Below are 25,285 nucleotides of genomic sequence, written 5' to 3'. Positions count from 1 at the left end.
GGAGAGCAGCATGAAATTGACGCGCCGCACGATCCTCGGAGCCACCGCAACCTTTCCCTTCATCTCGACGGCCCGTGCCGCCGGCGGCGAGGTGATCATCGCCACCACCGGTGGCCTGATGACGAACAGCCTGCAGGCCCACTTCTACAAGCGCTTCGAAAGCCAGACCGGCATCAAGGTTCGCGCCATCGCCATCGAGCTTCCCGACCAGTGGGCGCGGGCGATCGCAGGCGCGCGCAGCGGCAACGTGCCGTTCGACGTGGTGACCGCGACACCGCCCGACCTGATCCAGCACGCGAGCCTGCTGCAGCCGCTCGATTGCGCCGCCATGCCCGGCATCGTCGCCAATGCCCTGCCCGGGAGCTGCATGCCGACCGGAATCATCCGGACGGTGGGCGGCATGGCGTTGACCTGGAGCAAGAAAGCCTTCCCGGCGGGCGGGCCGCAATCGTGGGCCGATTTCTTCGACGTGGCCAAGTTTCCCGGTCCGCGCTCGCTGCCCGACACCGGCGACCGCGATTGGTGGGTGCCGCTGGCCGCCCTGATGGCCGACGGCGTGCCGCGCGACAAGCTGTTCCCGATGGACTTGGATCGCGCCTACCGCAAGCTCGACACGATCAAAAAGCACGTCGCGGCCTGGTGGAAGAGCGGCGACAATTCCATGCAGATCCTGCGCGGCGGCGACGCCGTCATGAGCATGCTCTATTCGAGCCGTGCCGTTCCCCTCGCCAAGAGCGGCGAGTTCGATTTCACCTGGAACGGCGCCATCCGCGACACCGGAAACTGGGCGGTGCTGAAGGGCGGACCGAATACCGCGAACGCCATCAAGTTCCTCGATTTCTTCGTCCAGGACCCGTCGGAGCACCTACCGTTCAGCAACGAGGTGAGCTTCGATTCGAACAACAAGGAAGCGGCCGCCAAGGTGCCGGCCGAGGAGCGGCGCTTTCGGCCGAGCTACCCCGAGAACTACGACAAGCTGATCATCGCCGACTATGCGTGGATTGCCGCCGATCGCGCCAAGCTGCGCGAGCGCTGGATCAGCTGGCTCACCAAGTAGGTCGCCCGTGCTCGTCACCTATCCCGAGGCTGCACACTGGCCGATCGACCCCGACCGGCTCGACCTGGTCGAGGAATTCCGGCGGCAACCGCGCGGACCGCACGGCGATGAGCTGCAGAAGCTCCTGCATCGCCTGCGCTGGGCGGGCGATCCCGACCAGCCCGGCCGCTATGTGCTGATCGTCACGCAGCCCGGCAAGGAATGGATGCTGGGTCGCCTGCCGCGCCAGCGGGGCAGGCCGATCGAGCTCATGCGCAATCACGTCTTCACCTCCATCGCCGAGGCGGAATGGGAGGTCTTCAAACTGCGCTGGGAAGCCGTCACCGGCCGCACCCTGCCGCCGCATCTGAGTGAAAAACTGGCATGACCGATACAACGTCCGTTCTGGGATACGCGTGGCCGATGGTGGTCTCGCCCGGCGAAGAAGTAGCTTTTCATCTCTCCAGCCCTTCGGTGTCGAAAGCCGATGCCGTCCTGGTGCGCGTGCGCTGTGGCGATCCGGATCCCGCGGGCCCCGGAATCCGCGTGCAGGAGATGGCCGCACCGTTCGAGCGCACGGTGTCTCTCGTCCATCAGCCCATTCGGCCGGGCTCGTGCGCCATCGTGGCCGACACGCCGGCGCTCACGTCCTTCCAGTCGTTCACCATCGGCGCCTTCGTCTGGCCGACGATGCCGGGAGACCGCGCGCAGACCATCCTGTCGCGCTGGCGGGCAGATGTGCAGGAGGGCTGGCGGCTCGGCCTCGACGCGGATGGCCATCTGGAGTTCGCCGTGGCAGCCGGTGGCCGGACTTGGCGGGTTGCGACTGGCGCGGCCCTGTTGTCGCGCGAGTGGGTGTTGGCGGGCGCGAGTTGGGACGCTGAAGCCGGCCGCCTCGCGGTCATGGTCCGCAGCGTCGACTCGCAGGGCGGCCGCGACCGCTCCCAACGCGTGGAGGCGGACGGGCCGACAGCTCTGGAATGGCCTGCCGCCGTGCCGCTGGTGATTGCGGCCCACGCCGGTGACGCTGGCGGCGAGCTGTTCGACGGATTCTATGACGGCAAGATAGACCGGCCTCGGCTCCATGCCAGCGTGCAGGCGATCGACGGGCTGCACCGGCTTTGCGAGAGCGTGAACTTTCCGATGGCCGATGCGCGACTGATCGCTGCGTGGGATTTCTCGCGCGGGATGGCGGGCGAAAGTGTTACCGACCTTTCGGCCCATCACCTCCATGGCAGGCTGCGCCAGATGCCGACGCGGGGCATGACCGGCGCCAACTGGGACGGCAGTACGGACCGCTGGACCGACTGTCCGGAGCAGTATGGCGCCATCCACTTCCACAGCGACGACATGGCCGACGCGGAGTGGGAGCCCACCGTGCGCTTCACCGTCCCGGCGGAGTGGCGCAGCGGTTTCTATGCGCTTCGACTGCGTGCAGACGCGGGTGACGAGCCGGTCGAGAGTTTCGTCGCGTTCTTCGTGCGCGCCGAACTGGGCAAGCCGCGTTCCAGGCTCGCCTTCGTGGCCAGCACCGGCACCTTTCTCGCTTATGCCAACAGCGCGCTACGGTTGGATCAGGTCCATGCCGAGGCGATGCTCGAGGGCGTGCTGACGCTGTCACGGGACGATGTCTACATCCAGGAGCATCGCGAGGTCGGCCTCTCGACCTACGATACGCATGCCGATGGCAGCGGGTGGAGCATCAGCAGCGCGCGCCGACCCATTCTCAACATGCGACCGCGCGGCAATGTGTTCAACTACGGCAACGACACGCACTTCATCGACTGGCTCGAGGAGACGGGGCAGGATTACGACGTCATCACCGACGACGACATCCACCGCCACGGTGTCCAGGTGCTGGCGCCGTACACCTGCGTCGTCACGGGGTCGCACCCGGAATATATCAGCCGCGAGGTCTGGGACGCGTTCGACGCTTATCAGCGCGGCGGCGGGCGTCACATGTATCTCGGGGGCAACGGCTTCTACTGGCGTATCGCCTATCATCCGACGGTGCCGCACACGATCGAGATGCGACGCGGCATGACTGGCCTGCGCACCTGGGAAGGCGAGGCGGGCGAGACCGCGCTGGCCTTCACCGGCGAACCGTCCTCGACCTGGCGTAGCAATGGCCGTCCACCCCAGCGACTGGTCGGTGTCGGCTTCGATGGACAGGTCTTCACCCATTCCTCGCCGTACCGCTGGCTCGACGGCGCGAAGGATCCGGCTTTGTCGTGGCTGACCGAAGGCATCGATCTTGCCGCGCCGCTCGGGGATTTCGGCCTGCGCGGCAATGGCGCCGCGGGGGTAGAGATCGATCGCGTGGACCCCTCGCTGGGGTCGCCCCCCGGCACGGTATGGCTCGCGACGGCCGATCGGCTGGGCTATGGCGGCACTCCCGCACCGGAGGAGATACGCACGCTTCATCGTGGCGTGATGGGAGACCAGAATGCGCAGGTGAGGGCCGATCTGGTTTATTTCCCGACCGCCAACGGCGGCGCGGTCTTCTCGACCGGGTCGATCGCCTGGGTCTGTGCCCTGTCGCACGCGGGCTACGAGAACAATGTGAGCCAGCTCACCGGAAACGTCCTGAAGCGGTTCCTCGACCCGACACCGCTTTGACCGGAGAGGAGCCCGGCGAACGCACGCAACACGTCGGGCTCACGGCAAGTAAACGAAATAAACGCAATAAACGAAACGAACGAATCCAATGTCGCACCCCTGAATTCTCTGCCGGCGCGCAATAATATTGCTCTCGGGTTCTTCTGAAGGACTTATTCCAACAGCTCGTTAGAGCAGGCTTGTCGCCACGAGCGTCAGACCGGACAGGCAGAGCAGGCCGAGCAGGATGTGCCGGAATTGGACATCGTTGATGCGGCCGTAGAGGGCGAGGCCGATGCGCGCGCCGACCAGGGTCGTCGGCACGGTGATCGCCGCCCAGATCAGGAACGTCCGGTCGAGGAAGCCCGCGATCCCCGCCGACACCAGGGCCAGGAACAGCACGCTCATGTTGAACGGCTGGTTGACGCCGCGCTGTTCGTCCTTGCCGAAGCCGCGCAGCTGCGCCCAGATCGCCGGCGCCGGGCCGCTGAGGCTCGCCATGCCGCCCATCACGCCGCCGATCAGGCCCACCGCGGCGTCGGCGGCCCGGCCGCCGCCGGTGACGATCGGCGGCCGCCGGACGAGGGCCATCCAGGTGCTGTAGACGATCAGCAGGATGCCGACGCCGGCCTTGAGGGGGCGAGGTTCGAGATGGTTGAGCATGAGCGTGCCCAACGGCACGCCGACGATGCCGGCCGACAGCATAGGCCACAGGCGCGACCAACGCACGCCGCTCCAGATGCGGGGAAGGGACTGGACGTGGCCGGCGACGCCGCACAGGGCGGTCAGCGGCGCGGCCGTGAGCGGCGACATCGCCTGCAGCCAGAAGCCCAGCGCCACCAGCGCGTAGCCGGTGCCGCTCAATCCATTGACGAAGCCGGCCGCCAGCGCCCCGGCGACGACGATCGCGATGTCGCCGGGGGGTGGCAGGGCCACGGTGACTAGGCTCCCGAGCTGAACGCCTGCATGCCGGTGATGGCACGGCCGAGGATCAGCGCATGGACGTCGTGCGTGCCTTCATAGGTGTTCACGGCCTCGAGGTTCATCGCGTGACGGATCACGTGATACTCGTCCGAGACGCCGTTGCCGCCGTGCATGTCGCGGGCGACGCGGGCGATGTCGAGCGCCTTGCCGCAATTGTTGCGCTTGATCAGCGAGATCATCTCCGGCTGGGCATGGCCCTTGTCCTTGAGGCGACCGACCCGCAGGCAGGCCTGGAGGCCGAGCGCGATCTCGGTCTGCATGTCGGCGAGCTTCTTCTGGATGAGCTGGGTGGCGGCCAGCGGCCGGCCGAACTGCTTGCGCTCCATCGTGTAGTTGCGCGCCTGCTTCCAGCAGAACTCGGCGGCGCCCATGGCGCCCCAGGCGATGCCGTAGCGGGCGTTATTCAGGCAGCCGAACGGGCCGCCGAGGCCGGCGACGTTGGGCATCAGGTTCTCGACCGGCACGAAGACCTCTTCGAGCATGATGGCGCCGGTCACCGAGGCGCGCAGGCTGAACTTGCCTTCGATCTTCGGAGTCTCGATGCCCTTCCAGCCGCGCTCGAGGATGAAGCCGCGGATCGCGCCGCCGTCGAGCTTGGCCCAGATCACCAGCACGTCGGCGATCGGCGAGTTGGTGATCCACATCTTCGAGCCCGACAGGCTGAAGCCGCCGGGAACGGTCGTGGCGCGGGTCTTCATGCCGCCGGGATCGGAACCGTGATCGGGCTCGGTGAGGCCGAAGCAGCCGACCCACTCGCCGGTGGCGAGCTTGGGCAGGTACTTCATGCGCTGCTCTTCGCTGCCGTAGGCGTAGATCGGATGCATGACCAGCGAGGACTGCACGCTCATCGCCGAACGGTAGCCGGAATCGACGCGCTCGACTTCACGCGCGACCAGCCCGTAGGTCGTGTAGTTGGCGCCGGCGCAGCCATACTTCTCCGGAAGCGTCGAGCCGAGGAGACCGAGCGCGCCGAACTCGGTCATGATCTCGCGATCGAACTTCTCGTTGCGGTTGGCCATCAGGACGCGCGGCATCAGCTTGTCCTGGCAGTAGTCGCGCGCGACGTCGCGGATGGCGATCTCGTCCTCGGTCAGCTGGTCGTCGAGGAAGAACGGGTCCTCCCAGTCGAAGGCCCTGGCGTCTGCGCTGATGCCCTTGGCGGCGCTCTTGATCGGGGTGGCGGCGTTGGCCATGTCTGCTCCTGCTATTTCGCCCGCGTCTTATCAGGGAGGGCAGGCCGCGCCAACGCCCTAAAGGGCCGCGCCGAGCATGGTCTTGCCCGTCAGGGCGCGGAAAATCTCGAGGTTGAGCTTGCCGAAGGCCTCGGACGCCCGCAGTTCCACGGTGCGGGGGCGCGGCAGGTCGATGCGGAAGTCCGCCGCGATGCGCCCGGGACGGGCCGACATGACGATCACGCGATCGGACAGGAAAACCGCTTCGGGGATCGAATGGGTGACGAACAGCACGGTCTTGCGGGCCTCGCGGGCGACGTCCGTCTCGCCCCAGATCCGCAGCAGTTCGAGCGCCATGTCGTCCCGCGTCATGGCGTCGAGTGCGCCGAACGGCTCGTCCATGAGGAGGAGCGGCGGGTCGAGGAGCAGGGCGCGGCAGAGGGCGGCGCGCTGCTGCATGCCGCCCGAAAGTTCGCGCGGCAGCTTGGCGCCGAAGCCGCTGAGCCCGGCCATGTCGAGGAGCTGCTCGGCGCGCGACCGCAGCGCGCGCGGATCCTTGCCCGCAAGCTCGGCCGGCAGCAGCACGTTGTCGAGGATGGAGCGCCACTTCAGCAGGATCGGCGCCTGGAACACCATGCCGATGTCAGTGATCGGCTGCGTCACAGCGCGGCCGGCGACCATGATGGCGCCGCTCGTGGCGGGACGCAGCCCGGCCACGATGCGCAGCAGGGTCGATTTTCCGCAACCGCTCGGGCCGACCAGCGAGACGAACTCGCCAGCCCCGATCGACGCGGAAATGCCGGCGAGGGCCTCGACCGGGCCGCTCGCCGCCTGATACGTCATGCCGACCCGGTCGAGGTCGATCAGTCCCTTTGCCACGCGACGCGACTGCCCTGGATCAATTCGGCATCGCGACCTTGGTGAAGAACTCGGTCGAGTAGACGTCCTTGCAGGCGACCTTCTTCGGCAGGCCCATGTAGGTGTTCACCAGATCGACCGAATCGCACATCTTCTTCTCGTCGATCCAGCCGATACCGTTCTTGGCGTAGCGGTCGGTCTTCATCAGGCCGAGGCCGATCAGCATGTTGGGCGTCATAACCTCGACGTCGACCTCGGGCACACGCTTCTTCAGGATTTCCATGGCAGCCTTCGGATCCGCCATGACGTCGCGCCAACCCATGTAGGAGGCCTCCAGGAAGTCCTTCAGGGCCTTCGGCTTGTCCTTCATCGTCTTGGCGCTGGCGATGATCGACATCGAGTACATGTCGAAGCCGAAATCCGCCCACGGCATCATGACGATGCTGCCCTTGCCGGCGGCCTTCTCGTAGAGCGGCAGGCCGGTGCTGTAGTCGCCGACGCCGTCGACGCGCTTCTCGGCCAGCGCCGCGATCTTGGCGGCGGGCTCGATGTTCACCCAGGAGACCTTGGTCGGATCGATGCCGTTGGCCTTGGCGAAAGCCGGGAACATCTGGCGCTGCGAATCGCCCGGAGGGGCGGCCAGCGTCTTACCTTCCAGGTCCTTGGGCTTGGCAAGCGGCTTTTCCTTGAGGCTGAAGATGTTGAGCGGCGTCTTGTCGAACACCATGCCGACCGTCTTCACCGTCGTGCCCCGGCCCACCGAGGCGATCACGACGGCGGCGTCGGCGAGGCCGGCATCGGCGCGACCGGTGTCGACCTTGGCGATCGAATCACCGGAGCCCTTGGAGTTCTCCAGGGTCACGTCGAGGCCCTTGGCCTTGTAGTAGCCCTTGTCGAGGGCGACCCAGTAGGCGGCGTGGTCGCCGACCGCGAACCAGTTGAGTGCGAAGGTGAACTTCTCCTGCGCCGATGCGGCGCCGGATGTGGCCAGCAGCGCGGCCAGCGCAAGCGACAGTGTGCGAGTCATTGCGGTTTCCCTTTTCCCATCCCCGAACTCAGTCGACGCCCTCGGCCCAGGGGGCCCAGAGATGCGCCAGCAATACGACGGCGCCGTAGAGCACGAGGCCCACGACGGAAATCCAGACCAGGGCGGCAAACGCCACGGAGGTGTTCATGCTGCTCTGCGTGGTGACGATGACGTAGCCCAGACCGCGCTGGGAGGCGACGAACTCGCCGACGATCGCGCCGACCACGGCGGCGGTCGCCGTGATCTTCAGCGCGCTCAGGATATAGGGCAGGGCGTTGGGAATGCGGATCTTGACGAAGATCTTCCATTTCGGCGCGTTGAAGACGCGGCCGAGGTCGAGCATGTCCGGCTCGACTTGCGACAGGCCGACGGCGGTGTTGATCACCACCGGGAAGAAGCCGATGAGCGCGCCCATCAGCATGTTGGGGAAGATGCCGTAACCCATCCAGATCAGGAACAGGGGCGCGATCGCCACCTTGGGCAGGGTGTTCACGAACACCAGGAACGGCACCAGCGCGTTGGCGAGCACCGGTGACCAGGCGATCGCCACCCCCAGCGCGACGCCGACCACCGCGGCCATCAGGAAGGCGCCGATGATCTCGAAGGTCGTGGTCCAGAGGTGGGGCCACCAGGCCGTGTCGCCGTGCCAGAGCGCGTTCCAGACCGAGAGCGGGGCGGGGAGGAGATATTCGCGGATGTTGCCGAAGGTGACGGCAGCCTGCCAGCTTGCCAGCAGGAAGGCGAAGAGGACGAGCGTCGGCCAGTAACGATTGGCCAGGGTGCCGAATTTCGTCATGCGCGCGGTGCGATGAAACTGTTCATCGCTTTCGTCCCGCTGATATCATGTGCCCCCATGCGATGAGACTGGCGAACGCGCATTTGCCCGTCAAGGCGAGGTTCGTCCGTGAAGCTTTCCCTGTGCAATGAAGTCATCCGCGAGTTGTCGTTCGAGCGCCAATGCGCTCTGGCAGCGGCGCTCGGCTACAAGGGGTTGGAAGTTGCCCCCTTCACCCTGGGCGACGATGCATGGCGCATGCCAGCCGCGAAGCGCGGTGCTGTCCGGCGGGCCTGTGCCGATGCGGGCGTCGAGGTCAGCGGCCTCCATTGGCTCCTGGCGGCGCCGGCGGGGCTGTCGATCGCGACGGAAGATCGGGCGGTGTGGCAGCGCAGCGTCGATGTGCTGTTGTCATCCGTGGAACTGTGCGCCGAGCTGGGCGGTGCCTATCTCGTTCATGGCTCGCCCGGCCAGCGCCGCGTGGCCCACCCGGATGACGCCAAGCGCGTCGAGGAAGCCTGGGCCTCAGCCGCCGCCGCTGCGGAGAAAGCCGGCGTGGTCTATTGCCTGGAGCCGCTGGCCCGACCGGATTGCAGTTTCATCAACACGCTGGCGGAGGCCGAAGGGGTCGTACGGCGTATCGGCAGCCCGGCCTTCAGGCTGATGGTCGACACGCTGGCCTCCAGCCTGGAGGAGAAGGAGCCGGTCGCCGATGTCATTCGTCGGTGGATGCCGACCGGACTGATGGCCCATATCCAGTTCAACGACCGCAACAAGCGAGGGCCGGGCGAGGGCGCCGACAGGTTCGCGCCCGTGGTCGAGGCGCTGCGCGACACCGGTTATGATGGCTGGGTCGCCATGGAACCCTTCGTCTACGAACCCGACGGTCCGACCTGCGCGGCGCGCATGATCGGCTATGTTCAAGGTCTGCTGGAGCAAACTGCATGAAAGTGAAGGTTGAGGCGGTCGACCGCTTCGAGCGCGACCACCGCCTGCGCCTGCCGTTCCGCTTCGGCGTCATTACCGTGACGCAGGGCATCCAGGCGATCATCCGCGTGCGAATCGCGCTGGAGGATGGCCGCACCAGCGAGGGCGTCGCCGCCGAGGCCCTGGGCGCCAAGTGGTTCGAGAAGAGTCCGGACTTCTCCGACGCCCAAAATCTCGACCAACTCCGCCAGGCCCTGCAGCTCGCCATCGACCACTACGGCGCGCGGGGCTTCGACACGCCCTTCGGCCTCTATGCCGGCAGCTATCGCCAGCAGATCGCGCGCGGCGCCGAGCTGGGGCTCAATCCCCTGGTCGCCTCGTATGGACCGGCGCTGCTCGACCGCGCGATCATCGACGCGCTCGGGAAGGCGACCGGCCAGTCCTTTGCGCAGATGATCACGGCCAATGTGCCGGGCATCGCCGCGACCGATCTGACGCCCGATATCGACGCCGGTCATCTCGCGGGTTTCCTGAAGGGCCTGAAGCCACGCCCCTCGATCGATCTGCGCCACACGGTGGGGCTGGTCGATCCGCTGACGAAAGCCGAGCGGCCGGAGTCGGAGAGGGTGAACGACGGATTGCCGGAGACGCTGGAAGAGGTCGTCTCGCACTATCGTGGCCGTTACTACAAGCTGAAGGTCGGCGGCGACATCGAGGCCGACCTCGACCGGCTCACGCGCATTGCCTCGGTGCTCGATGCCGGCGCGGGCGACTACAAGGTCACTTTCGACGGCAACGAGCAATACGACGATGTCGACGGTATCGTCGAGCTGTGGCGGAAGGTCGAGGAGACGCCGGCACTCGCGAGAATGGTCAAGGCGACGCTGTTCATCGAGCAGCCGATCAAGCGACAGGCGGCGCTCAGCCGGCCGGTGACGGCGCTTGCGAAGTACCGTCCGGTCATCATCGACGAATCCGACGGCGAGCTGTCGACCTTCCCCGAGGCGCTCAAGCTCGGTTACGCCGGTGTTTCGAGCAAGAACTGCAAGGGTTTCTACAAGTCGATCCTGAACGCCGCGCGCGTTGCGAAGCTCGGGCCGGGCTATTTCATGTCGGCCGAGGATCTGACGACCCAGCCGGGCGTCAGCGTCCAGCAGGACCTGGCGCTGGTCTCGCTGCTGGGCCTCACCCATGTCGAGCGCAACGCCCATCACTTCATCGACGGCATGTCGTCCGCCTCGGATGCTGAACAAGATGCCTTCGTGGCCGCGCACCCCGATCTCTACGAGCGGCAGCCGGGCAAGCCGGCACGGCTCAAGGTGCGGGCCGGCGCGCTGGCGCTGGGATCTCTGGGATGCCCGGGTTTTGCCGTGGGCATCGACCTCGACTTCGCCGCGCTCCGGTCGATGCCCGACGCACCGCACGAACGGCTGACGCCCGCCCATCCTGGAGGCAAGAAATGAGCACCAACCTTCCGGCCCGCTTCGACAGCATCGAGGCCGTCGAGGACTTCATGACCGCCCCGTCCGCCGAGCTGGTGGCCGATCTGGCGGCGACGCCGGGCGACATTCTCGTCCTGGGCGTCGGCGGCAAGATGGGACCGACCCTGGCCCGCATGGCCAAGCGCGCTGCGCCGACCAAGCGCGTGATGGGCGTGGCCCGATTCAGCGAGCCGGGCGTGAGGGAAGCGCTGGAGAAGGCGGGAGTCGAGCCGATCTCCACGGACCTGCTCGATCGGGCGGCGCTGGAGGGCCTCCCGAAGGCCGCCAACGTCGTCTTCATGGCGGGCCGCAAGTTCGGCGCGACGGGCGACGTGCCGCTCACCTGGGCGATGAACGTGCAGGTCCCGGCGATGGTCGCGGAGGTTTTCAAGGAGTCGCGCATCGTCGCCTTCTCGACCGGCTGCGTCTATCCGTTCGTGCCGGTCGACAGCGGCGGGGCGACGGAGGAGGTGCCGCCGGTACCGCCCTCCGGCGATTATGCGAATTCCTGTGTCGGCCGCGAGCGCATGTTCGAGTATTTCTCGGCGCGCCACGGCACGCCCGGCCGGCTGTTTCGCCTGAACTACGCGATCGACATGCGTTACGGCGTGCTGCACGACGTCGGCCGCAAGGTGAGGGACGGCGAGCCGATCGACCTGTCGATGGGCCACGTCAACGTGATCTGGCAGGGCGATGCCAACTCGGTCGCGCTGCGCTGTCTCGCGCGCGCGACCACACCCACAACGCCGATCAACGTGACGGGCCTGGAGACGATCGAGATCCGCGGGCTGGCGGCGGAGTTCGGCAAGCTGCTGGGCGGGGCGCCGATCCTCACCGGCAAGGAAGCGCCGACCGGGTGGCTGAACGATGCGAGCCGCATGGAGAAGGAGTTCGGTCCGCCCAGCGTGCCGCTGTCGAAGATGATCGAGTGGACGACCGACTGGCTCGTGCGGGACATGGCCACGCTGAACAAGCCCACGCACTACGAGGTGCGCGATGGCAAATACTGATTTGCTGGACGTCCGGCCGATCGAGCCCGAGCAGAGCGACGCGGTGTGGCCGCTGTCGATCGAGGCGGGCTGGAACCAGAACGTCGCCGACTGGCGTTTCATGCTGGGCGCAGGACGAGGCTTCGGCTGCACGGCGCCGGACGGGACGTGGCAGGCCAGTTCGCTGGTGCTGCCGCTCGGCCAGAAGCTTGCCTGGATCAGCATGGTCCTGGTGACCAGGGAGCGCCGCCGCGGTGGCGTCGGTACGGGGCTGCTCAAGCGTTGCATCGACGAGGTCCGTTCGGCGGATGCCGTCGCGGGGCTCGACGCGACGGAGCAGGGACGGCCGATCTACCTGGCGCTGGGATTTCGCGACCTCTACCCGATCGCACGCTGGCACTTCGACGGCGTGAAGGGCGCGGCCGTCGCACCGCCGCCCGGCGTCTCGATTCGACCCATTAGACCGGCCGACCTGCCGCGACTCGCCGTCTATGACCGGCCGCTGACCGGCATGGAGCGGCCCGCGATCCTCATGCATCTGGCCCTGCGCCAGTCGGGTCGGGCCTGGCTGGCCGAGGACGTGGGCGGCAAGATCGTGGGCTTCGTGCTGGGCCGCGAGGGCCGGGTGGCGACGTCGCTGGGACCGGTCGTGGCCGACCGCGAGGCCGTTGCCCTGTCGCTGATCTCGCGTGCGGCATCCGCCGCGCCGGGGCCATTCATCATCGACGTGCCGGAGGCGCATCAGGCCGTCCGCACCTGGCTCGGGGAGCAAGGCGCGACCTCGCCGCGCGGCTACATGCGGATGACCATGGGCACGGCAAAGGGACTGGACGATCCTTCGCATGTCTTTGCCCTCGCGGGCCCGGAACTGGGATAGGATGCAGGCATGAGCACCGACAAGGCCCTCCACTGGCGCGACCTTCCGGCGCCGGTCCTGTCCCTGCTGCGGCAGGGCACCGTCATCCCCGCGCATCCGCTGGCGCTCGATGCCGGGCGCAACTTCGACAGGCAGTCGCAGCGCGCCTTGGGCCGCTACTACCTCGATGCCGGCTCGGGTGGCCTGGCGGTGGGCGTGCATTCGACGCAGTTCGCGATTCGCGAGGTCGGTCTCTATCGACCGGTCCTGGAACTCGCCATCGAGACGGCGCGCGACTGGACCGATCGGCCACTGGTGATGATCGCGGGCGCCGTCGGCAAGACGGCGCAGGCGGTCGAGGAAGCACGTACGGCGCGTTCGCTCGGCTATCACGCCGTGCTGCTGTCGCTGGCCGCGCTGAAAGGCGCCAGCGAGGATGAGCTGATCGAGCATTGCGCGGCGGTCGCCAAGGAGATGCCGCTGATCGGTTTCTACCTGCAGACGGCCGTGGGCGGCATCAAGCTGTCGCGCGAATTCTGGGCCCGCTTTGCTGCGATCGACAATGTCGTGGCGATCAAGGTGGCGCCGTTCAACCGCTACCGCACGCTCGACGTCTGTTTCGGCATTGCGGCCGCCCATGCCGAGGATCGCATCACCCTCTATACCGGCAACGACGACCATATCGTGGCCGATCTCGTGACGCCGATGGTCGTTCGCACTGGCAACCGCGAGGTGACGCTGCGCTTCCAGGGCGGGCTGCTCGGCCACTGGAGCGTGTGGACACGTGGTGCGGTGAAGATGCTGGAACGGCTGAAGCTCTCGGTCTCGAACGGTGCCATCGCGCCCGAAATCCTCGCGCTGGATTCCTTCGTCACGGACTGCAACAGCGTCGTGTTCGACGTCGACCACGATTTCGCGGGCTGCATTCCGGGCTGCCACGAGATTCTGCGGCGGCAGGGACTGCTGCAGTCGATCGAATGCCTCGATCCCCACGAGAAGTTGAGCCCCGGTCAAGCGGAGGGGATCGACCGGCTCTACGCGACCTATCCCGAGCTGCACGACGATGCCTTCGTGGCGGCAAACCTCGAGCGCTGGCGGAACTGACCCGTTGGAAGACCTGTTCGCGACACATGATGCGCTGGCTGTCGCGGAGCTGGTCCGCGGCCGCCAGATCGGCGCCCGGGAATTGCTCCACGCCACACTGGCTCGGCTGCGCGAGACGAATGGGCGACTGAACGCGATCACGGATTTCTATGCGGGCGAGCTGCTCGAAAGGTCGGTCGTGGCGGCGGGCGACGGACCCTTCCAAGGTATTCCCTTCGTCGTGAAGCAGCTCATGGCCGACTGTGCCGGCACGCCGACCACAGTGGGCTCGCGCTTCTTCGCCAGGGAACCGGTCGCGGCGAACGACAGCGCGGCGGTCGCACGCATGCGCCGTGCCGGCCTGGTGATCGTCGGCCGCAGCAACACCAGCGAGTTTGGCCTCGCGCCGACCACGGAGCCTGCCTTCGGCGGCGCGACGGTCAATCCGTGGCGCGCCGACCTGTCGCCAGGCGGCTCCTCGGGAGGCTCTGCAGCCGTCGTGGCAGCGCGGGCGCTGCCGATGGCGCATGCGACCGACGGCGGCGGATCGATCCGTATCCCGGCCTCCCTGTGCGGCCTGTTCGGACTGAAGCCGTCGCGCGGCCGCATCAGCCTGGCGCCGATCGGCGAGACGCTGGCGGGCGCCGGCGCCCAGCTCTGCGTCTCGATCTCCGTGCGCGACAGCGCGGCGCTGCTCGATGCGCTGGCGGGTGGTGAAGCCGGCGATCCCTATCGGGCACCTGAAACCGAGGGTTCCTTTCTCGACGCGACCAAGCGGGGGCCGGGCAAGCTCCGTATCGCCTTCCTGCGCAAGCCCGTCGGGTGGGAGGCGATGGATCCGGCGCTGGTCGCCGCTGTCGAGTGCACGGCGAAGCGACTGGAAGCGCTCGGCCATCAAGTGGAAGAGGCGACGCCCGCGTATGATGCCGCTGCGGCGGGCGAGGCGTTCGGCACGGTGATGTGCGCCAACACCTTCACCAACATCCAGGTACGCGCCAATGGCCGGGTGCCGGGACCGGGCGATCTTGAGCCGGTGACCCGTCTTTATGCCGAGAAGGGCCGAGGGATCAGCGCTCACGACTACATTCGAGCCGTGCAGATGTTCCATCGCACCGGGCGACAGCTCGGCGCCTTCTTCGAAAGATTCGACATTCTTCTTTCGCCGACCATCGCGCGCACGTCGCTGCCGTTGGGGAGCGTGCGCATGGATGGAAGTCTGGAGCGCTACGAGGAGGAGCTCGCGCCGATGGTGGCCTTCACGTCCGTCTGCAATGCCGCCGGCGTGCCGGCCATGTCGGTGCCGCTGGAGTGGACGGAAGACGGCCTGCCGATCGGCATGCATTTCGTTGCCGGCTACGGCGCCGAAGCCACTTTGTTGTCACTGGCCGCCCAGCTCGAAGGGGCGCATCCGTGGTGCGATCGGCGGCCTCCGGGGTGAAGTGACGTGACAGGTAATTTCTGGCGCATGGTGCTAGCAGGCTTCGTCGCCGGTGCGCTGAGCGTGCTGGTGTTCCATCAGTGGGGGTTTTACTTCGCCGCTGAACTCGGCTTCGGCCGACCCAGTCTCTACAGCATGCGGCCGGTTCCGCCGTGGGGCGTGCCGGCCATCGTCTCGCTGGCTTTCTGGGGCGGTCTATGGGGCGTGCTCGGCGCCTTCGTCGTCGCGCGCTTGTCCGGCCTCCTGAATGGGGCGCTGGGCTGGACACTGTTCGCGGTCACGCTGGTATTGGCCGTGAACTGGTTCGTCGTCCTGCCGATCAAGGGAGCGCCGGTCGGCGGCGGATGGCGCCTGCCGGGCGTGATCGTCGTGCCGATCGTCTATGCTCTCTGGGGCTTCGGTATGTGGCTGTTCTACGGACTCGTCCGCAAGCTGCTGAAATAGGTGGGGCCGCCGATCGCCAAACCGCTCAGAGCTTGCGCATCACCATCTGCGAGCCGCCGCCCCAGATCGGCAGATAGGCCATCTTGTAGCCGGCACCGCCAGTGACGATCGGATGGATCGCCTCGGGAGAGGCCGCGACGTCCTTGCCCTCGTCGAACAGGTACTGCTGGACCCGCTTGATGTCCCAGCCTTCGTGGCGTGCGATCTTCTCGGCCAGTTCGAGCGGCAGAAGAAGGACCTGTTCGCCGCGCTGGCTCTTGCGGCTCTGGCCCGACATCACGATCTCGGCGCGCATGCCAGCGACGACCGGGTCGAGGATCGCCTCGGGCGTGGCGCCTTCGCCATCGCCCGGCAGCACCTCGGCGGTGCCGGAAATGCCCATCACCGTAATGGCGCTCTCGTCCTTCGCAAGCCCGTGACGTTCGGTGAAAGTCGGGAAGGGACCTTCGGTCCTTTCGGCGAAGCACAGCGTGAACTTGGCCGGCTGGCCCATCGTCGCCATGTCACCCGTGTCCGAGCGGGCGCCGCCGATGTTGCGCAGGCAGAGCTGCAGGGCTCGGCCGATGCAGGCATTGGCCCGGGTGCCGGGGCCGATGGCGTTGGTCAGCGCGTTGACGCCGAGTTGCTGTGCGATCGGGCCGTGGAGGCAGAGCGCGACCGCGGCGCTGCCGGTGGTCGTGGCGATGCCGAGAAGATTGAAGTCGGGCTCGAGCAGGGCCTGCGCCGCCGCCAGCACGACCGGCAGTTCGGCGGGGACGCAGCCCGCGACTACGCACTGATAGGTGACGGACTCGGGCGTGATGTCGCCGAACATCGGCGGCATCATCCCGAGCGATTCTGCGCGCCCGGCGACGCCGGCAATCATGGCGTCGAGCCGCTTTTGGGTGGGGGGCACCAGAGGGAGGCCGTCGGAAAGCTCGGCCTCCACCAGGATCTGCTGTGCGCTTTCCCAGGCCGTCGACTCTTCGACGACCGGCCAGCCGCACCACTCGTTCATCGGGCGATGCGCGTGCAGGCGACGGTGGTGCCGCCGAACGACGGAATGAACGCCGAATGCTTGCCCGGCCCGCCCGCCACGGTGATGTGGATGTCGCTCGGATCGCGGCCGATCGCCAGCCAGTCGCCGTCCGGCTTGTGGCCGGTGCTCTCGTAGGTGTCGAGGTTCTCCCGGGAGATGCGGGACAGGTGGATGCGCGAGCGCTTCCACAGTTCGTCGCGGATGCTCTCGATCGTGAAGCCATCGCGCTTCAGGGTCGCCGCATGCTCCGGGCCGATGATGAGGAACATCGGGCCCTTGCCGTACACCGTGTTGGCGCCGGGGTTCGACATGCCGCCGGCGAAGGTGGTCAGCAGCCCGTCGCCCGTGGTCGAGCCGTGGTCGTTGAGATTATGCGGGCCTTCGCCCGACATCACCGTCACGACCGAGTCCGTGGGCGCGAAGCCGCGCTGCACGTGATAGGGCATCCAAGGGTTCTCTTCCTCATTCTCGCCAAAGCAGAAGGTGTACTTGGCGGGGTTGCCCTGGGTCGAGCGGTCCATCTCACCGGGCTTGGCGCCGGCCACGTTCAGCAGCATCAGGCCAAGCGCGCGGCCGATCGTGGCATTGGACTGGCGGCCCTGGCCGAAGCAATTGGTGCCGCAGTTGATGTTGAGTTCGTGCCGGATCGGACCGCTCACCATGACCATCGGCGCGCACGAGTGCGTGGTCGCGAGCGTGCCGTGGAGATTGTACTCCGGGTCGAGCACGCCGCGCAGGGCGGCGGTCACGACGGGGAAGTATTCCGGCTTGCAGCCTGCCATCACGGCGTTGGCGGCCAGCGCCTGCAGCGTCGGAACGATCTGGCGCGGCGGCACTGGAGGGTAGGGCCGGTTGTCGCCGCGGACGGTCTCGACGAACTTCGCCACCTTGGCCTCGGTGGGGACGAAGACCGGCATGCCGTCGCTCCAGCCCTGCTCGATGGCGAGTTCGTTGAAGGCATCGACATCCATGTCACCGATGTCGATCACTTCCTGTTCGGCGATGTCCTTCATTTGCTCGTCGCCTCGGTCAGTCCCTTGGTCGCTGCTTCGATGCGTTCCCGCAGTTCCTCGGCATTCAGGCCGCCGACGGGGTGCTTCACGACGATCAGACGCGGCTCAACCTTGCGGGCTTTCGCCTGGGCAAGGACCAGCGGCTTGAAGGTCTCAGTGGCGATCACAAAAGCGGTGATGCCGAGCTTCTCGAGTTCGAGGCTGTCGTGGAAACTCCACGATGAACAGCTTCCTCAATCCCCTAAGGCAAGAAGCGCCGCCTTGTAGTTCTTCGCGACCTTCTCGATCAGTTCCTTGGGCGCAGGCTGGCTGGCACTGTTCTTGGCGTGGAAGTGGATGTTGTCGATTGGCCTGTGCGCGCCCAGCATGGCACGGACGCCTTCCAGCAGCTCACGCGCGTTCGGCTTGGAGTTGGAGATCAGCGCAATGGCGTCCGTCGCCCAGTTGACGGGCTGCAGGGTGACCTTCGCGGGGCCGGCGGCGGCCATGCCGAAGCTCGGATTGAAGATGCGCATGTTCGTTCTCCTCCACGCTACTTGTTCAACGCCGCGACGACCGACTTGGCGACGCGCTGACCGTCCGCGATGGCGTTGGCCAGATATTCCTGGGAGCCGGACCGCACGTCGCCGGCGGCGAACACCAGCGGCTGGGCAGTCTGGCCCTGAGCGTCGACAACGATATGCCCCGTGGCGTCGCGTGCAAGCGAATCCGGCAGGAATTCCGCAGCGGGAGACCGGCCTTCGTAAACGAACACGGCATTCGTCGAAACGCGGTTTCGCTGGCCGTCATTTTCGATCGTCACCGCCTCGAGGCCGTTACTGCCCTCCAGGCCGACGATGCGCCCGGGTCGGGCGGTGACGCCCTCGGGAACCGGGCTGGTCGGCGTCCCGAGCATGGTGATGTCGCCGGCGATGCCGACCAGGACGGCGGCTTCGTAGGGCGCCCAGCCAGTGGCCCCGGCGACGATCACGGACTGGCCAGCATAGAGCGGGCCGTCGCAGTTCGCGCAGTGCGACAGGCCGCGGCCTTCGTACTCCTCTTCGCCGGGAATGCCGAGCCTGCCCTTGTTCACGCCGGTCGCCACGACGAGGGAACGCGCGCTGTGGCGTTCGCCGTCGGTCGTCTCGATCTCGAAGGGGCCGGTTCCGGAAATTGCCGAGACCTCGCCGAAGCCGATCTCGACGCCCGCCACCGCGGCATCGTCGGTGAGACGGGCGGCCATCGTCGTGCCATCGAATATCTCCTCGAAATCGTGGAGCGCACCGAGGTTGATGATTTCGCCGCCGGGGGCGAGCTTGTCGAGGCACAGGGCCTTCAGGCCGGCGCGGGCGATTTCGGTGGCGGCGGTCAGTCCGGCCGGACCGGCGCCGATGACGATCACGTCGTAGGAGGGGGTAAGCATGGTCATATTTAATCGGTGGTCGGGCGAGGGAGCGCAAGCAGCTTTTCGGCCGTCCGGCTGCCGCTGGACGGTTCGGGCCGTCGCCGACATGCCGGTGTGGTCCGCGATTTGCAGGCCACCATCTTGAGCTTGCCAGTGCCCGAGAAAGCATCGTAGGTCGCAAGGGCAGGGAGACAGAACAAGGCATGGCGTATTTCACGCAACAGCTGATCAACGCAATCACGCTGGGCGCCATCTACGGGCTGATCGCCATCGGATACACGATGGTCTACGGCATCATCGGCATGATCAACTTCGCGCATGGCGAGGTGTTCATGATCGGCGCCTTCATCTCTCTCATCGGCTTCGTCATCTGCGGCAGCCTGGGCATCAGCTCGGCTCCCATCGCCATCGTGCTGGTCCTGCTGCTGGCCATGTCCTTCTCCGCGGTCTACGGCTGGGCGATAGAACGAACCGCCTATCGACCGTTGCGGGGCTCGTTTCGGCTGGCGCCGCTGATCTCGGCGATCGGCGTTTCGATAGCGCTGCAGAACTACGTGCAGCTGGCGCAGGGCGCGCGTCCGAAACCGGGCGGGCAGATCGTGTCGGGTGGCTTCAACCTCTTTACCGCCGACGGCTTCGACGTCCGCGTCACCTGGCTGCAGATCATCATCGTGCTGGTGACGGTCGTGCTAATGGCCGGCTTCACTTGGGTGATCGCCAAAACCTCGCTGGGACGCCAGCAGCGCGCCTGCGAGCAGGACATGAAGATGGCCTCTTTGCTGGGGGTCAACGTCGACCGCACCATCTCGCTCACCTTCGTGCTGGGCGCGGCGCTGGCCGCGGTCGCCGGCATGCTCTTCCTCATGTACTACGGCGTGATCGACTTCTTCATCGGCTTCCTGGCCGGCATCAAGGCCTTCACGGCGGCGGTACTGGGCGGCATCGGCTCGCTGCCGGGCGCGATGCTGGGCGGGCTGTTGATCGGACTGATCGAAGTCTTCTGGGCCGGCTACTTTTCGAGCGAATACAAGGACGTCGCCGCCTTCGCGATTCTCGTCCTGGTGCTGATCTTCCGGCCGAGCGGCCTGCTCGGCAAACCGGAGATCGAGAAGGTCTGACCGCATGAGCCCGCGTCTCCCTCTCATGCTGAAGGATGCGGGTCTCACCGCCTTCGTTGCCGCGGCTCTCGGCATCTTCGTCGTCGGCTTCCGCACCGTCGACCTGGGCGGCGGCAAGGGGCTGGGCTTCGACTACCACCTGGTCGACCTCGCCGTGGCGGTCGTCGCGATCTTCGTCGGGCGACTCGGTCTCTCGATGGCGGCGTATGGCCTGCGTTGGCCCGCCATCCTCCTTGGCGTCGCCATGATCCTGGCCGGCGCCTCGCCGATGAAACTGCCGTCGGGCTTCCTGCACTGGTTCGTGGCCCTGGGCGGCGTGCTGCTGGTGATTCGGGCGGTCTGGCCGTGGGCCAATGACGCCATGGGCGCGGCGGCGCGGACGCCCTCGGGCGTCGCGCTGGGCAAGGCCGGCGCCAAATGGTTCGGCTGGCTCCTGCTGGCCGGCGCGGTCCTGCTGCCGGCCACGCCGTTTGCCGACCAGAAGACGATGGATCTCGGCGTGCTGATCCTGACCTACGTGATGCTCGGCTGGGGGCTCAACATCGTGGTCGGACTCGCGGGCCTGCTCGATCTCGGATACGTGGCTTTCTACGCCGTGGGCGCCTACGCCTATGCGTTGCTGAGCACCCAGTACGGGCTGGGTTTCTGGACCGTCCTGCCGCTGGCGGGGATGATGGCGGCGTTGTTCGGCATCATGCTTGGCTTCCCGGTGCTCCGCCTGCGGGGCGACTATCTCGCCATCGTGACCCTGGGCTTCGGCGAGATCATCCGCCTCGTCCTGCTCAACTGGTTCGACCTGACGAACGGGCCGGCCGGTATCGGCTCGATTCCCGGTCCCACCCTGTTCGGGGCGGTGTTCGCCGAGACGCCGCCGCCAGGCAAGCAGACCGTGTCGGAAATGCTGGGCATCGCCTTCGACGGCAATCACCGGCTGATCTTCCTCTACTACATCATCCTCGGCCTGGCGCTGATCACCAACCTGTTCACCCAGCGCATGCGACGCCTGCCGGTCGGCCGCGCCTGGGAGGCGTTGCGCGAGGACGAGACGGCCTGCCAGGCGCTCGGCATCAACCCGACCAATACCAAGCTCACGGCCTTCGCGATCGGCGCCATGTTCGCGGGCTTTGCCGGTTCCTTCTTCGCCGCCAAGCAGCGCTTCATCAGCCCCGAGAGCTTCGTGTTCATCGAATCGGCGATCATCCTGGCCATCGTCGTGCTGGGCGGCATGGGCAGCCAGATCGGCGTCGTGCTGGCGGCGGTGCTGCTGATCGGCCTGCCCGAATGGTTCCGCGACCTCGGCAACTACCGCATGCTGGCTTTCGGCCTCGCCATGGTGCTCATCATGGTGTTCAAGCCGCGTGGTCTCATCTCCCATCGCGAGCCGTCGATAAGGCTGCATCCTGGAGGCGGTGGATGACGGCACCGCTGATCGAAGTCGAGCATCTCACCATGCGCTTCGGCGGCCTGGTCGCGATCGACGACGTTTCCTTCACGGCCCGGTCGCAGGCCATAACCGCCGTCATCGGCCCCAACGGCGCCGGCAAGACGACGGTCTTCAACTGCATCACGGGCTTCTACAAGCCGACGGTCGGGCGGCTGACCTTGCGCAGCGCCGGCGGCGAATTCCTGCTCGAGCGCATGCGCGGCCACGAGATCGGTCAGAAGGCGAGGGTGGCGCGCACCTTTCAGAACATCCGCCTGTTTCCCGGCATGACGGTGCTGGAGAACCTGATGGTGGCGCAGCACAACAAGCTGATGCGCGCCTCTGGATGGAGTCTCCTCGGCCTCGTCGGTGCCGCGAGCTTCCAGCGTGCCGAGGCGGCGGCGGTGGAACTGGCGCGGCTCTGGCTGGAGCGCATCGACCTTGTGGCCGATGCCGACCGGCCGGCCGGGGAACTGCCGTATGGCGCCCAACGGCGGCTCGAGATCGCCCGCGCGATGTGCACCGAGCCGGTGCTGCTCTGCCTCGACGAGCCGGCCGCGGGCCTGAACCCGCGCGAGTCGGCCGAACTCAATCAGCTCCTGGTCTCGATCCGCGATCGTGACGGGATCGGCGTGCTGCTGATCGAGCACGACATGAGCGTGGTGATGAACATCTCAGACCACATCGTCGTGCTCGACTATGGCCGCAAGATCGCCGAGGGGGCTCCCCTGACGGTTCGCAACGACCCGGCCGTGATCCGCGCCTATCTCGGCACCGACGAGGAGGCGCTCGATGCCTGAGCCGTCGATCCTGTCGGTGAAGGGCGTTCAGACTTTCTACGGCGCCATCCAGGCCCTGCACGGAGTCGACCTCGAGGTGGCGCGCGGCGAGATCGTGACGCTGATCGGCGCCAACGGAGCGGGCAAGTCGACCCTGCTGATGACGATCTGCGGCAATCCCCGCGCGCGGGCCGGCAGGATCACCTTCGACGGCGAGGACATCACGGCCCTGCCGACCCATCAGATCGTGCGGCGCGGCGTGGCGCAGGTGCCGGAAGGGCGCCGCATCTTCGCGCGCATGAGCGTCTACGAGAACCTGCAGATGGGCGCGATCCTAGGCGACCCGGCGAACTTCAAGTCGGACATCGACCGGGTCTTCGCCATGTTCCCGCGACTGGCCGAGCGGCGCGACCAGCGCGGCGGCACCCTGTCGGGCGGCGAGCAGCAGATGCTCGCGATCGGCCGCGCCCTGATGAGCCGGCCGCGGCTCCTGCTGCTCGACGAGCCGTCACTCGGTCTGGCGCCCCTGATCGTGCGCCAGATCTTCGACTCGATCGGCCGCATCGCACGGGAGGAGGGAGTGACGATCTTCCTCGTCGAGCAGAACGCCTTCCATGCGCTGCGCCTCGCCGACCGCGGCTACGTGCTGGCCAACGGCCGGGTGCGCCTCAGCGGCAGCGGCAAGGAGCTCTTGGCCAACCAGGAGATCCGGGCGGCCTATCTCGAAGGCGGGCATGCATGAGCCCGTTCGACACCTTCATGTTCGACTGGTTCGGCGACACGCTTTTCAACGTGGTGCTGTTCAATCTCGTCCTGATCGGGCCGGCTTCGTTCGCGGCGGGACATGCGGTGGCCCTGACCTGGCGGTCTTGGCCGCAGATCGTGTTCTACACGGCGCTCCTGTCGGCGACGCTGCGCTTCCTCGACTATGCGCTGGCCGGCGGCGAGCTCTTGTCGCTGGCGGGCTTCGGGCTGGGCTGGGTGGTGCAACTGGCGATCGCAGCCTTCGCTTTCAGGCTTACGCGGGCGCGCCAGATGGTGCGCCAATATCCCTGGCTCTATCGGCGCAAAGGCTTGCTGGGCTGGGACGAGCGGCCCTAATGTACCGGCATGCTCCGCGCGTGCGGAGGAGGCTCAACCAACAAGGGAGACCCGGATGAAGAAGATGTACGGCACGCTGGCCGTCGCAGCCGTCGCGCTGATGGCGACGCCCGCGTTTGCCCAGATCAAGATCGGCTCGGCCGGCCCGATGACCGGCTCGAACGCGGCCTTCGGCGAGCAGCTCCGGCGTGGCGCCGAGATGGCGGTTGCGGACATCAATGCCGCCGGCGGCGTCAACGGCCAGAAGCTGGAACTGGTGATCGGCGACGATGCCTGCGATCCCAAGCAGGCGACCGCGGTTGCCAACAAGATGGTGTCGGACAAGGTCGTGTTCGTGGCCGGGCATTTCTGTTCGGGCTCGTCGATCCCGGCTTCGGACATCTACAAGGAAGGCAAGATCCTGCAGATCACGCCGGCCTCGACCAACCCGAAGCTGACGGACGATGCGGCCGGCAAGGGCAACACCACGGTGTTCCGTACCTGCGGCCGCGACGACGTGCAGGGCACGACGGTCGGCAACTACATCCTGAAGAACAACAAGACCGCCAAGGTCGCGATCCTTCACGACAAGTCGCCCTACGGCAAGGGCGTGGCCGACGAGACCAAGAAGGCCCTGAACAAGGGCGGCCTGCGCGAGACGATGTACGAGGCCTACAACGACACCGACAAGGACTTCGCTGCGCTGATCAACAAGATGAAGCAGGCGAAGATCGATATCATCGTGCTGGGCGGCTACCACACCGCGGGCGCGCTGATCATCAAGCAGGCGCGTGAGCAGGGCCTGGCGGCGAACATGATGGGCTTCGATGCGCTGGAGACGGCCGAGTTCGCCCAGCTGGGCGGCGCCGCGACCAACGGCGTGATGATGTCGTTCCCGCCCAAGGCCGAGGACGACCCCAAGAATGCCGCCCTCGTGAAGAAGTTCCGCGACGCCAAGTACAATCCGGAGGGCTACACGCTGTTCAGCTATGCCGCCGTGAAGGCCTGGGCCGATGCCGCCAACAAGGCGAAGTCGGTCGAGGCTGCCAAGGTCGCCGCGGCTCTGCGCTCGGGCAAATACGAGTCCGCGGTCGGCGTGCTGGAGTTCGACGCCAAGGGCGACATCAAGGATGCGGTCTACGACATTTACGTCTGGAAGGACGGCAAGTCGGCACCGATGAAGAAGTAGGGCAAACGACCTTTGCGCGGTTAAGGCCCGGCGTCAGCCGGGCCTTTTCTTTTGCGGGCGCCGCCGCAGGTCGCTGGGCGGGCGCCCGTAGACTTCTGCAAAGACCGCGTTGAAGCGGCGCAGGCTGGTGAAGCCTGCGCGTGCCGCGACCTCCAACATCGGCAGGCTCGTCTGATCGAGCAGCCGCTTGGCCCGCTGCACCCGCAGGGTCCGCGCGACCTGCATCGGGCTGGCGCCGATGTGGCGCTGGAACAGCCGGCCGAGATGGCGCGACCCGATGCCCAGTCGTTCGGCGAGATCGTCGATCCCCGCACGGTCGAGCGCACCGTCGAGGAGCGGCCGCATGGCGCGCTGCACAGTCGTGCGCGAGCCCAGCCACGCGGGCGAGAAGGGGGCCGTCTCGGGACGGCAACGCAGGCACGGTCGGAAGCCCGCAGCCTCGGCTGCGGCGGCCGACGGATAGAACTGGACGTTCTTTCCCTGAGCGGGTCGCACCGGACAGACCGGCCGGCAGTAGATGTGCGTGGTGCGTACACCGGAGAAAAAGCGGCCGTCATAGCGGCGGTCGCGGCCGACGCGAGCACGTTCGCAGATCTGATGGTCGAGCAAGACG

General features: G+C 66.9%; 26 protein-coding genes. 16 read left to right on the top strand and 10 right to left on the bottom strand.

Annotated elements, in window-relative coordinates:
* Positions 1-10 precede the first annotated feature (10 nt).
* From ACT6UX_RS13250 to ACT6UX_RS13240, 3 genes are read left to right on the top strand one after another with little or no spacing between them, the layout of a single operon-like run.
* Complete coding sequence (locus tag ACT6UX_RS13250; RefSeq protein WP_444775626.1) at positions 11-1,057, top strand: extracellular solute-binding protein; 1,047 nt, start codon at positions 11-13, stop codon at positions 1,055-1,057.
* Between the two features lie 7 nt (positions 1,058-1,064).
* On the top strand, positions 1,065-1,424 hold the full coding sequence (locus ACT6UX_RS13245; RefSeq protein ID WP_444775625.1) for a hypothetical protein: 360 nt from the start codon (positions 1,065-1,067) through the stop codon (positions 1,422-1,424).
* A complete protein-coding gene (locus tag ACT6UX_RS13240; protein ID WP_444775624.1) occupies positions 1,421-3,655 on the top strand; it encodes a N,N-dimethylformamidase beta subunit family domain-containing protein in 2,235 nt (744 codons plus the stop codon). Before ACT6UX_RS13245 ends, ACT6UX_RS13240 begins: the two co-directional genes overlap by 4 nt.
* 168 nt (positions 3,656-3,823) lie before the next feature.
* On the opposite strand, the gene ACT6UX_RS13235 is transcribed toward ACT6UX_RS13240, so the two are convergent.
* Genes ACT6UX_RS13235 through ACT6UX_RS13215 form a run of 5 tightly spaced genes read right to left on the bottom strand, consistent with a single transcriptional unit; the run spans position 3,824 to position 8,471 of the window.
* Positions 3,824-4,570, bottom strand: a complete 747-nt coding sequence (locus ACT6UX_RS13235) for a sulfite exporter TauE/SafE family protein (RefSeq protein ID WP_444775623.1) — start codon at positions 4,568-4,570, stop codon at positions 3,824-3,826.
* Positions 4,571-4,575: 5 nt separating this feature from the next.
* Entirely contained in the window at positions 4,576-5,811 is a 1,236-nt protein-coding gene (locus tag ACT6UX_RS13230; protein ID WP_444775622.1) for an acyl-CoA dehydrogenase, read from the bottom strand.
* A 57-nt stretch (positions 5,812-5,868) separates the two neighbouring features.
* Positions 5,869-6,669, bottom strand: a complete 801-nt coding sequence (locus ACT6UX_RS13225; protein ID WP_444775621.1) for an ABC transporter ATP-binding protein — start codon at positions 6,667-6,669, stop codon at positions 5,869-5,871.
* A gap of 19 nt (positions 6,670-6,688) precedes the next feature.
* On the bottom strand, positions 6,689-7,675 hold the full coding sequence (locus ACT6UX_RS13220; protein ID WP_444775620.1) for an ABC transporter substrate-binding protein: 987 nt from the start codon (positions 7,673-7,675) through the stop codon (positions 6,689-6,691).
* Between the two features lie 28 nt (positions 7,676-7,703).
* A complete protein-coding gene (locus ACT6UX_RS13215) occupies positions 7,704-8,471 on the bottom strand; it encodes an ABC transporter permease (protein ID WP_428682887.1) in 768 nt (255 codons plus the stop codon).
* Between the two features lie 108 nt (positions 8,472-8,579).
* On the opposite strand from ACT6UX_RS13215, the gene ACT6UX_RS13210 reads away from it, so the two are divergent.
* The 7 genes from ACT6UX_RS13210 to ACT6UX_RS13180 are packed head-to-tail and all read left to right on the top strand — an operon-like array spanning position 8,580 to position 15,668.
* Complete coding sequence (locus ACT6UX_RS13210; RefSeq protein WP_444775619.1) at positions 8,580-9,398, top strand: sugar phosphate isomerase/epimerase family protein; 819 nt, start codon at positions 8,580-8,582, stop codon at positions 9,396-9,398.
* The gene (locus ACT6UX_RS13205) at positions 9,395-10,840 is read left to right on the top strand and encodes a mandelate racemase (protein ID WP_444775618.1); all 1,446 of its coding nucleotides are present in this window, start codon (positions 9,395-9,397) and stop codon (positions 10,838-10,840) included. The genes ACT6UX_RS13210 and ACT6UX_RS13205 overlap by 4 nt, the downstream gene beginning before the upstream one ends.
* Positions 10,837-11,868: an NAD-dependent epimerase/dehydratase family protein gene (locus ACT6UX_RS13200; RefSeq protein ID WP_444775617.1), complete on the top strand. Its 1,032-nt coding sequence runs from the start codon at positions 10,837-10,839 to the stop codon at positions 11,866-11,868. The genes ACT6UX_RS13205 and ACT6UX_RS13200 overlap by 4 nt, the downstream gene beginning before the upstream one ends.
* Positions 11,855-12,724, top strand: a complete 870-nt coding sequence (locus ACT6UX_RS13195) for a hypothetical protein (RefSeq protein ID WP_444775616.1) — start codon at positions 11,855-11,857, stop codon at positions 12,722-12,724. Before ACT6UX_RS13200 ends, ACT6UX_RS13195 begins: the two co-directional genes overlap by 14 nt.
* A gap of 9 nt (positions 12,725-12,733) precedes the next feature.
* Complete coding sequence (locus tag ACT6UX_RS13190) at positions 12,734-13,807, top strand: dihydrodipicolinate synthase family protein (protein ID WP_444775615.1); 1,074 nt, start codon at positions 12,734-12,736, stop codon at positions 13,805-13,807.
* Positions 13,808-13,811: 4 nt separating this feature from the next.
* Positions 13,812-15,224 carry an amidase gene (locus ACT6UX_RS13185; protein WP_444775614.1) on the top strand — a complete coding sequence of 471 codons (1,413 nt, stop codon included), beginning with the start codon at positions 13,812-13,814 and terminating at the stop codon, positions 15,222-15,224.
* Between the two features lie 6 nt (positions 15,225-15,230).
* Positions 15,231-15,668 carry a hypothetical protein gene (locus ACT6UX_RS13180; RefSeq protein ID WP_444775613.1) on the top strand — a complete coding sequence of 146 codons (438 nt, stop codon included), beginning with the start codon at positions 15,231-15,233 and terminating at the stop codon, positions 15,666-15,668.
* A 25-nt stretch (positions 15,669-15,693) separates the two neighbouring features.
* On the opposite strand, the gene ACT6UX_RS13175 is transcribed toward ACT6UX_RS13180, so the two are convergent.
* Genes ACT6UX_RS13175 through ACT6UX_RS13160 form a run of 4 tightly spaced genes read right to left on the bottom strand, consistent with a single transcriptional unit; the run spans position 15,694 to position 19,107 of the window.
* Complete coding sequence (locus tag ACT6UX_RS13175) at positions 15,694-16,665, bottom strand: hypothetical protein (RefSeq protein ID WP_444775612.1); 972 nt, start codon at positions 16,663-16,665, stop codon at positions 15,694-15,696.
* A complete protein-coding gene (locus ACT6UX_RS13170) occupies positions 16,662-17,699 on the bottom strand; it encodes a hypothetical protein (protein ID WP_444775611.1) in 1,038 nt (345 codons plus the stop codon). Before ACT6UX_RS13170 ends, ACT6UX_RS13175 begins: the two co-directional genes overlap by 4 nt.
* The gene (locus ACT6UX_RS13165) at positions 17,696-18,214 is read right to left on the bottom strand and encodes a UGSC family (seleno)protein (protein ID WP_444775610.1); all 519 of its coding nucleotides are present in this window, start codon (positions 18,212-18,214) and stop codon (positions 17,696-17,698) included. Before ACT6UX_RS13165 ends, ACT6UX_RS13170 begins: the two co-directional genes overlap by 4 nt.
* Positions 18,215-18,231: 17 nt before the next feature.
* Positions 18,232-19,107 carry an NAD(P)/FAD-dependent oxidoreductase gene (locus ACT6UX_RS13160; protein ID WP_444775609.1) on the bottom strand — a complete coding sequence of 292 codons (876 nt, stop codon included), beginning with the start codon at positions 19,105-19,107 and terminating at the stop codon, positions 18,232-18,234.
* A 179-nt stretch (positions 19,108-19,286) separates the two neighbouring features.
* Here ACT6UX_RS13160 and ACT6UX_RS13155 point away from each other — a divergent pair, with 179 nt between their 5' ends.
* Genes ACT6UX_RS13155 through ACT6UX_RS13130 form a run of 6 tightly spaced genes read left to right on the top strand, consistent with a single transcriptional unit; the run spans position 19,287 to position 24,672 of the window.
* The gene (locus ACT6UX_RS13155) at positions 19,287-20,201 is read left to right on the top strand and encodes an ABC transporter permease subunit (RefSeq protein WP_444775608.1); all 915 of its coding nucleotides are present in this window, start codon (positions 19,287-19,289) and stop codon (positions 20,199-20,201) included.
* A 4-nt stretch (positions 20,202-20,205) separates the two neighbouring features.
* A complete protein-coding gene (livM, locus tag ACT6UX_RS13150; RefSeq protein WP_444775607.1) occupies positions 20,206-21,618 on the top strand; it encodes a high-affinity branched-chain amino acid ABC transporter permease LivM in 1,413 nt (470 codons plus the stop codon).
* Positions 21,615-22,424 carry an ABC transporter ATP-binding protein gene (locus tag ACT6UX_RS13145; protein WP_444775606.1) on the top strand — a complete coding sequence of 270 codons (810 nt, stop codon included), beginning with the start codon at positions 21,615-21,617 and terminating at the stop codon, positions 22,422-22,424. The genes livM and ACT6UX_RS13145 overlap by 4 nt, the downstream gene beginning before the upstream one ends.
* Complete coding sequence (locus ACT6UX_RS13140) at positions 22,417-23,145, top strand: ABC transporter ATP-binding protein (RefSeq protein WP_444775605.1); 729 nt, start codon at positions 22,417-22,419, stop codon at positions 23,143-23,145. Before ACT6UX_RS13145 ends, ACT6UX_RS13140 begins: the two co-directional genes overlap by 8 nt.
* Positions 23,142-23,504 (top strand): DUF6867 family protein, encoded by a 363-nt coding sequence (locus tag ACT6UX_RS13135; RefSeq protein WP_444775604.1) that lies wholly within the window; start codon positions 23,142-23,144, stop codon positions 23,502-23,504. The genes ACT6UX_RS13140 and ACT6UX_RS13135 overlap by 4 nt, the downstream gene beginning before the upstream one ends.
* Before the next feature lie 55 nt (positions 23,505-23,559).
* On the top strand, positions 23,560-24,672 hold the full coding sequence (locus ACT6UX_RS13130; protein ID WP_444775603.1) for a branched-chain amino acid ABC transporter substrate-binding protein: 1,113 nt from the start codon (positions 23,560-23,562) through the stop codon (positions 24,670-24,672).
* 33 nt (positions 24,673-24,705) lie between these two features.
* Here the strand turns inward: ACT6UX_RS13130 and ACT6UX_RS13125 are convergent, their stop codons facing one another.
* On the bottom strand, positions 24,706-25,281 hold the full coding sequence (locus ACT6UX_RS13125; protein ID WP_444775602.1) for a bifunctional transcriptional activator/DNA repair enzyme AdaA: 576 nt from the start codon (positions 25,279-25,281) through the stop codon (positions 24,706-24,708).
* Between the last annotated feature and the right edge of the window lie 4 nt (positions 25,282-25,285).

This window comes from Reyranella sp. (assembly GCF_052439685.1).
Classification (GTDB): Bacteria; Pseudomonadota; Alphaproteobacteria; order Reyranellales; family Reyranellaceae; genus Reyranella.
This window is presented reverse-complemented; position numbering and strand designations above follow the sequence as displayed.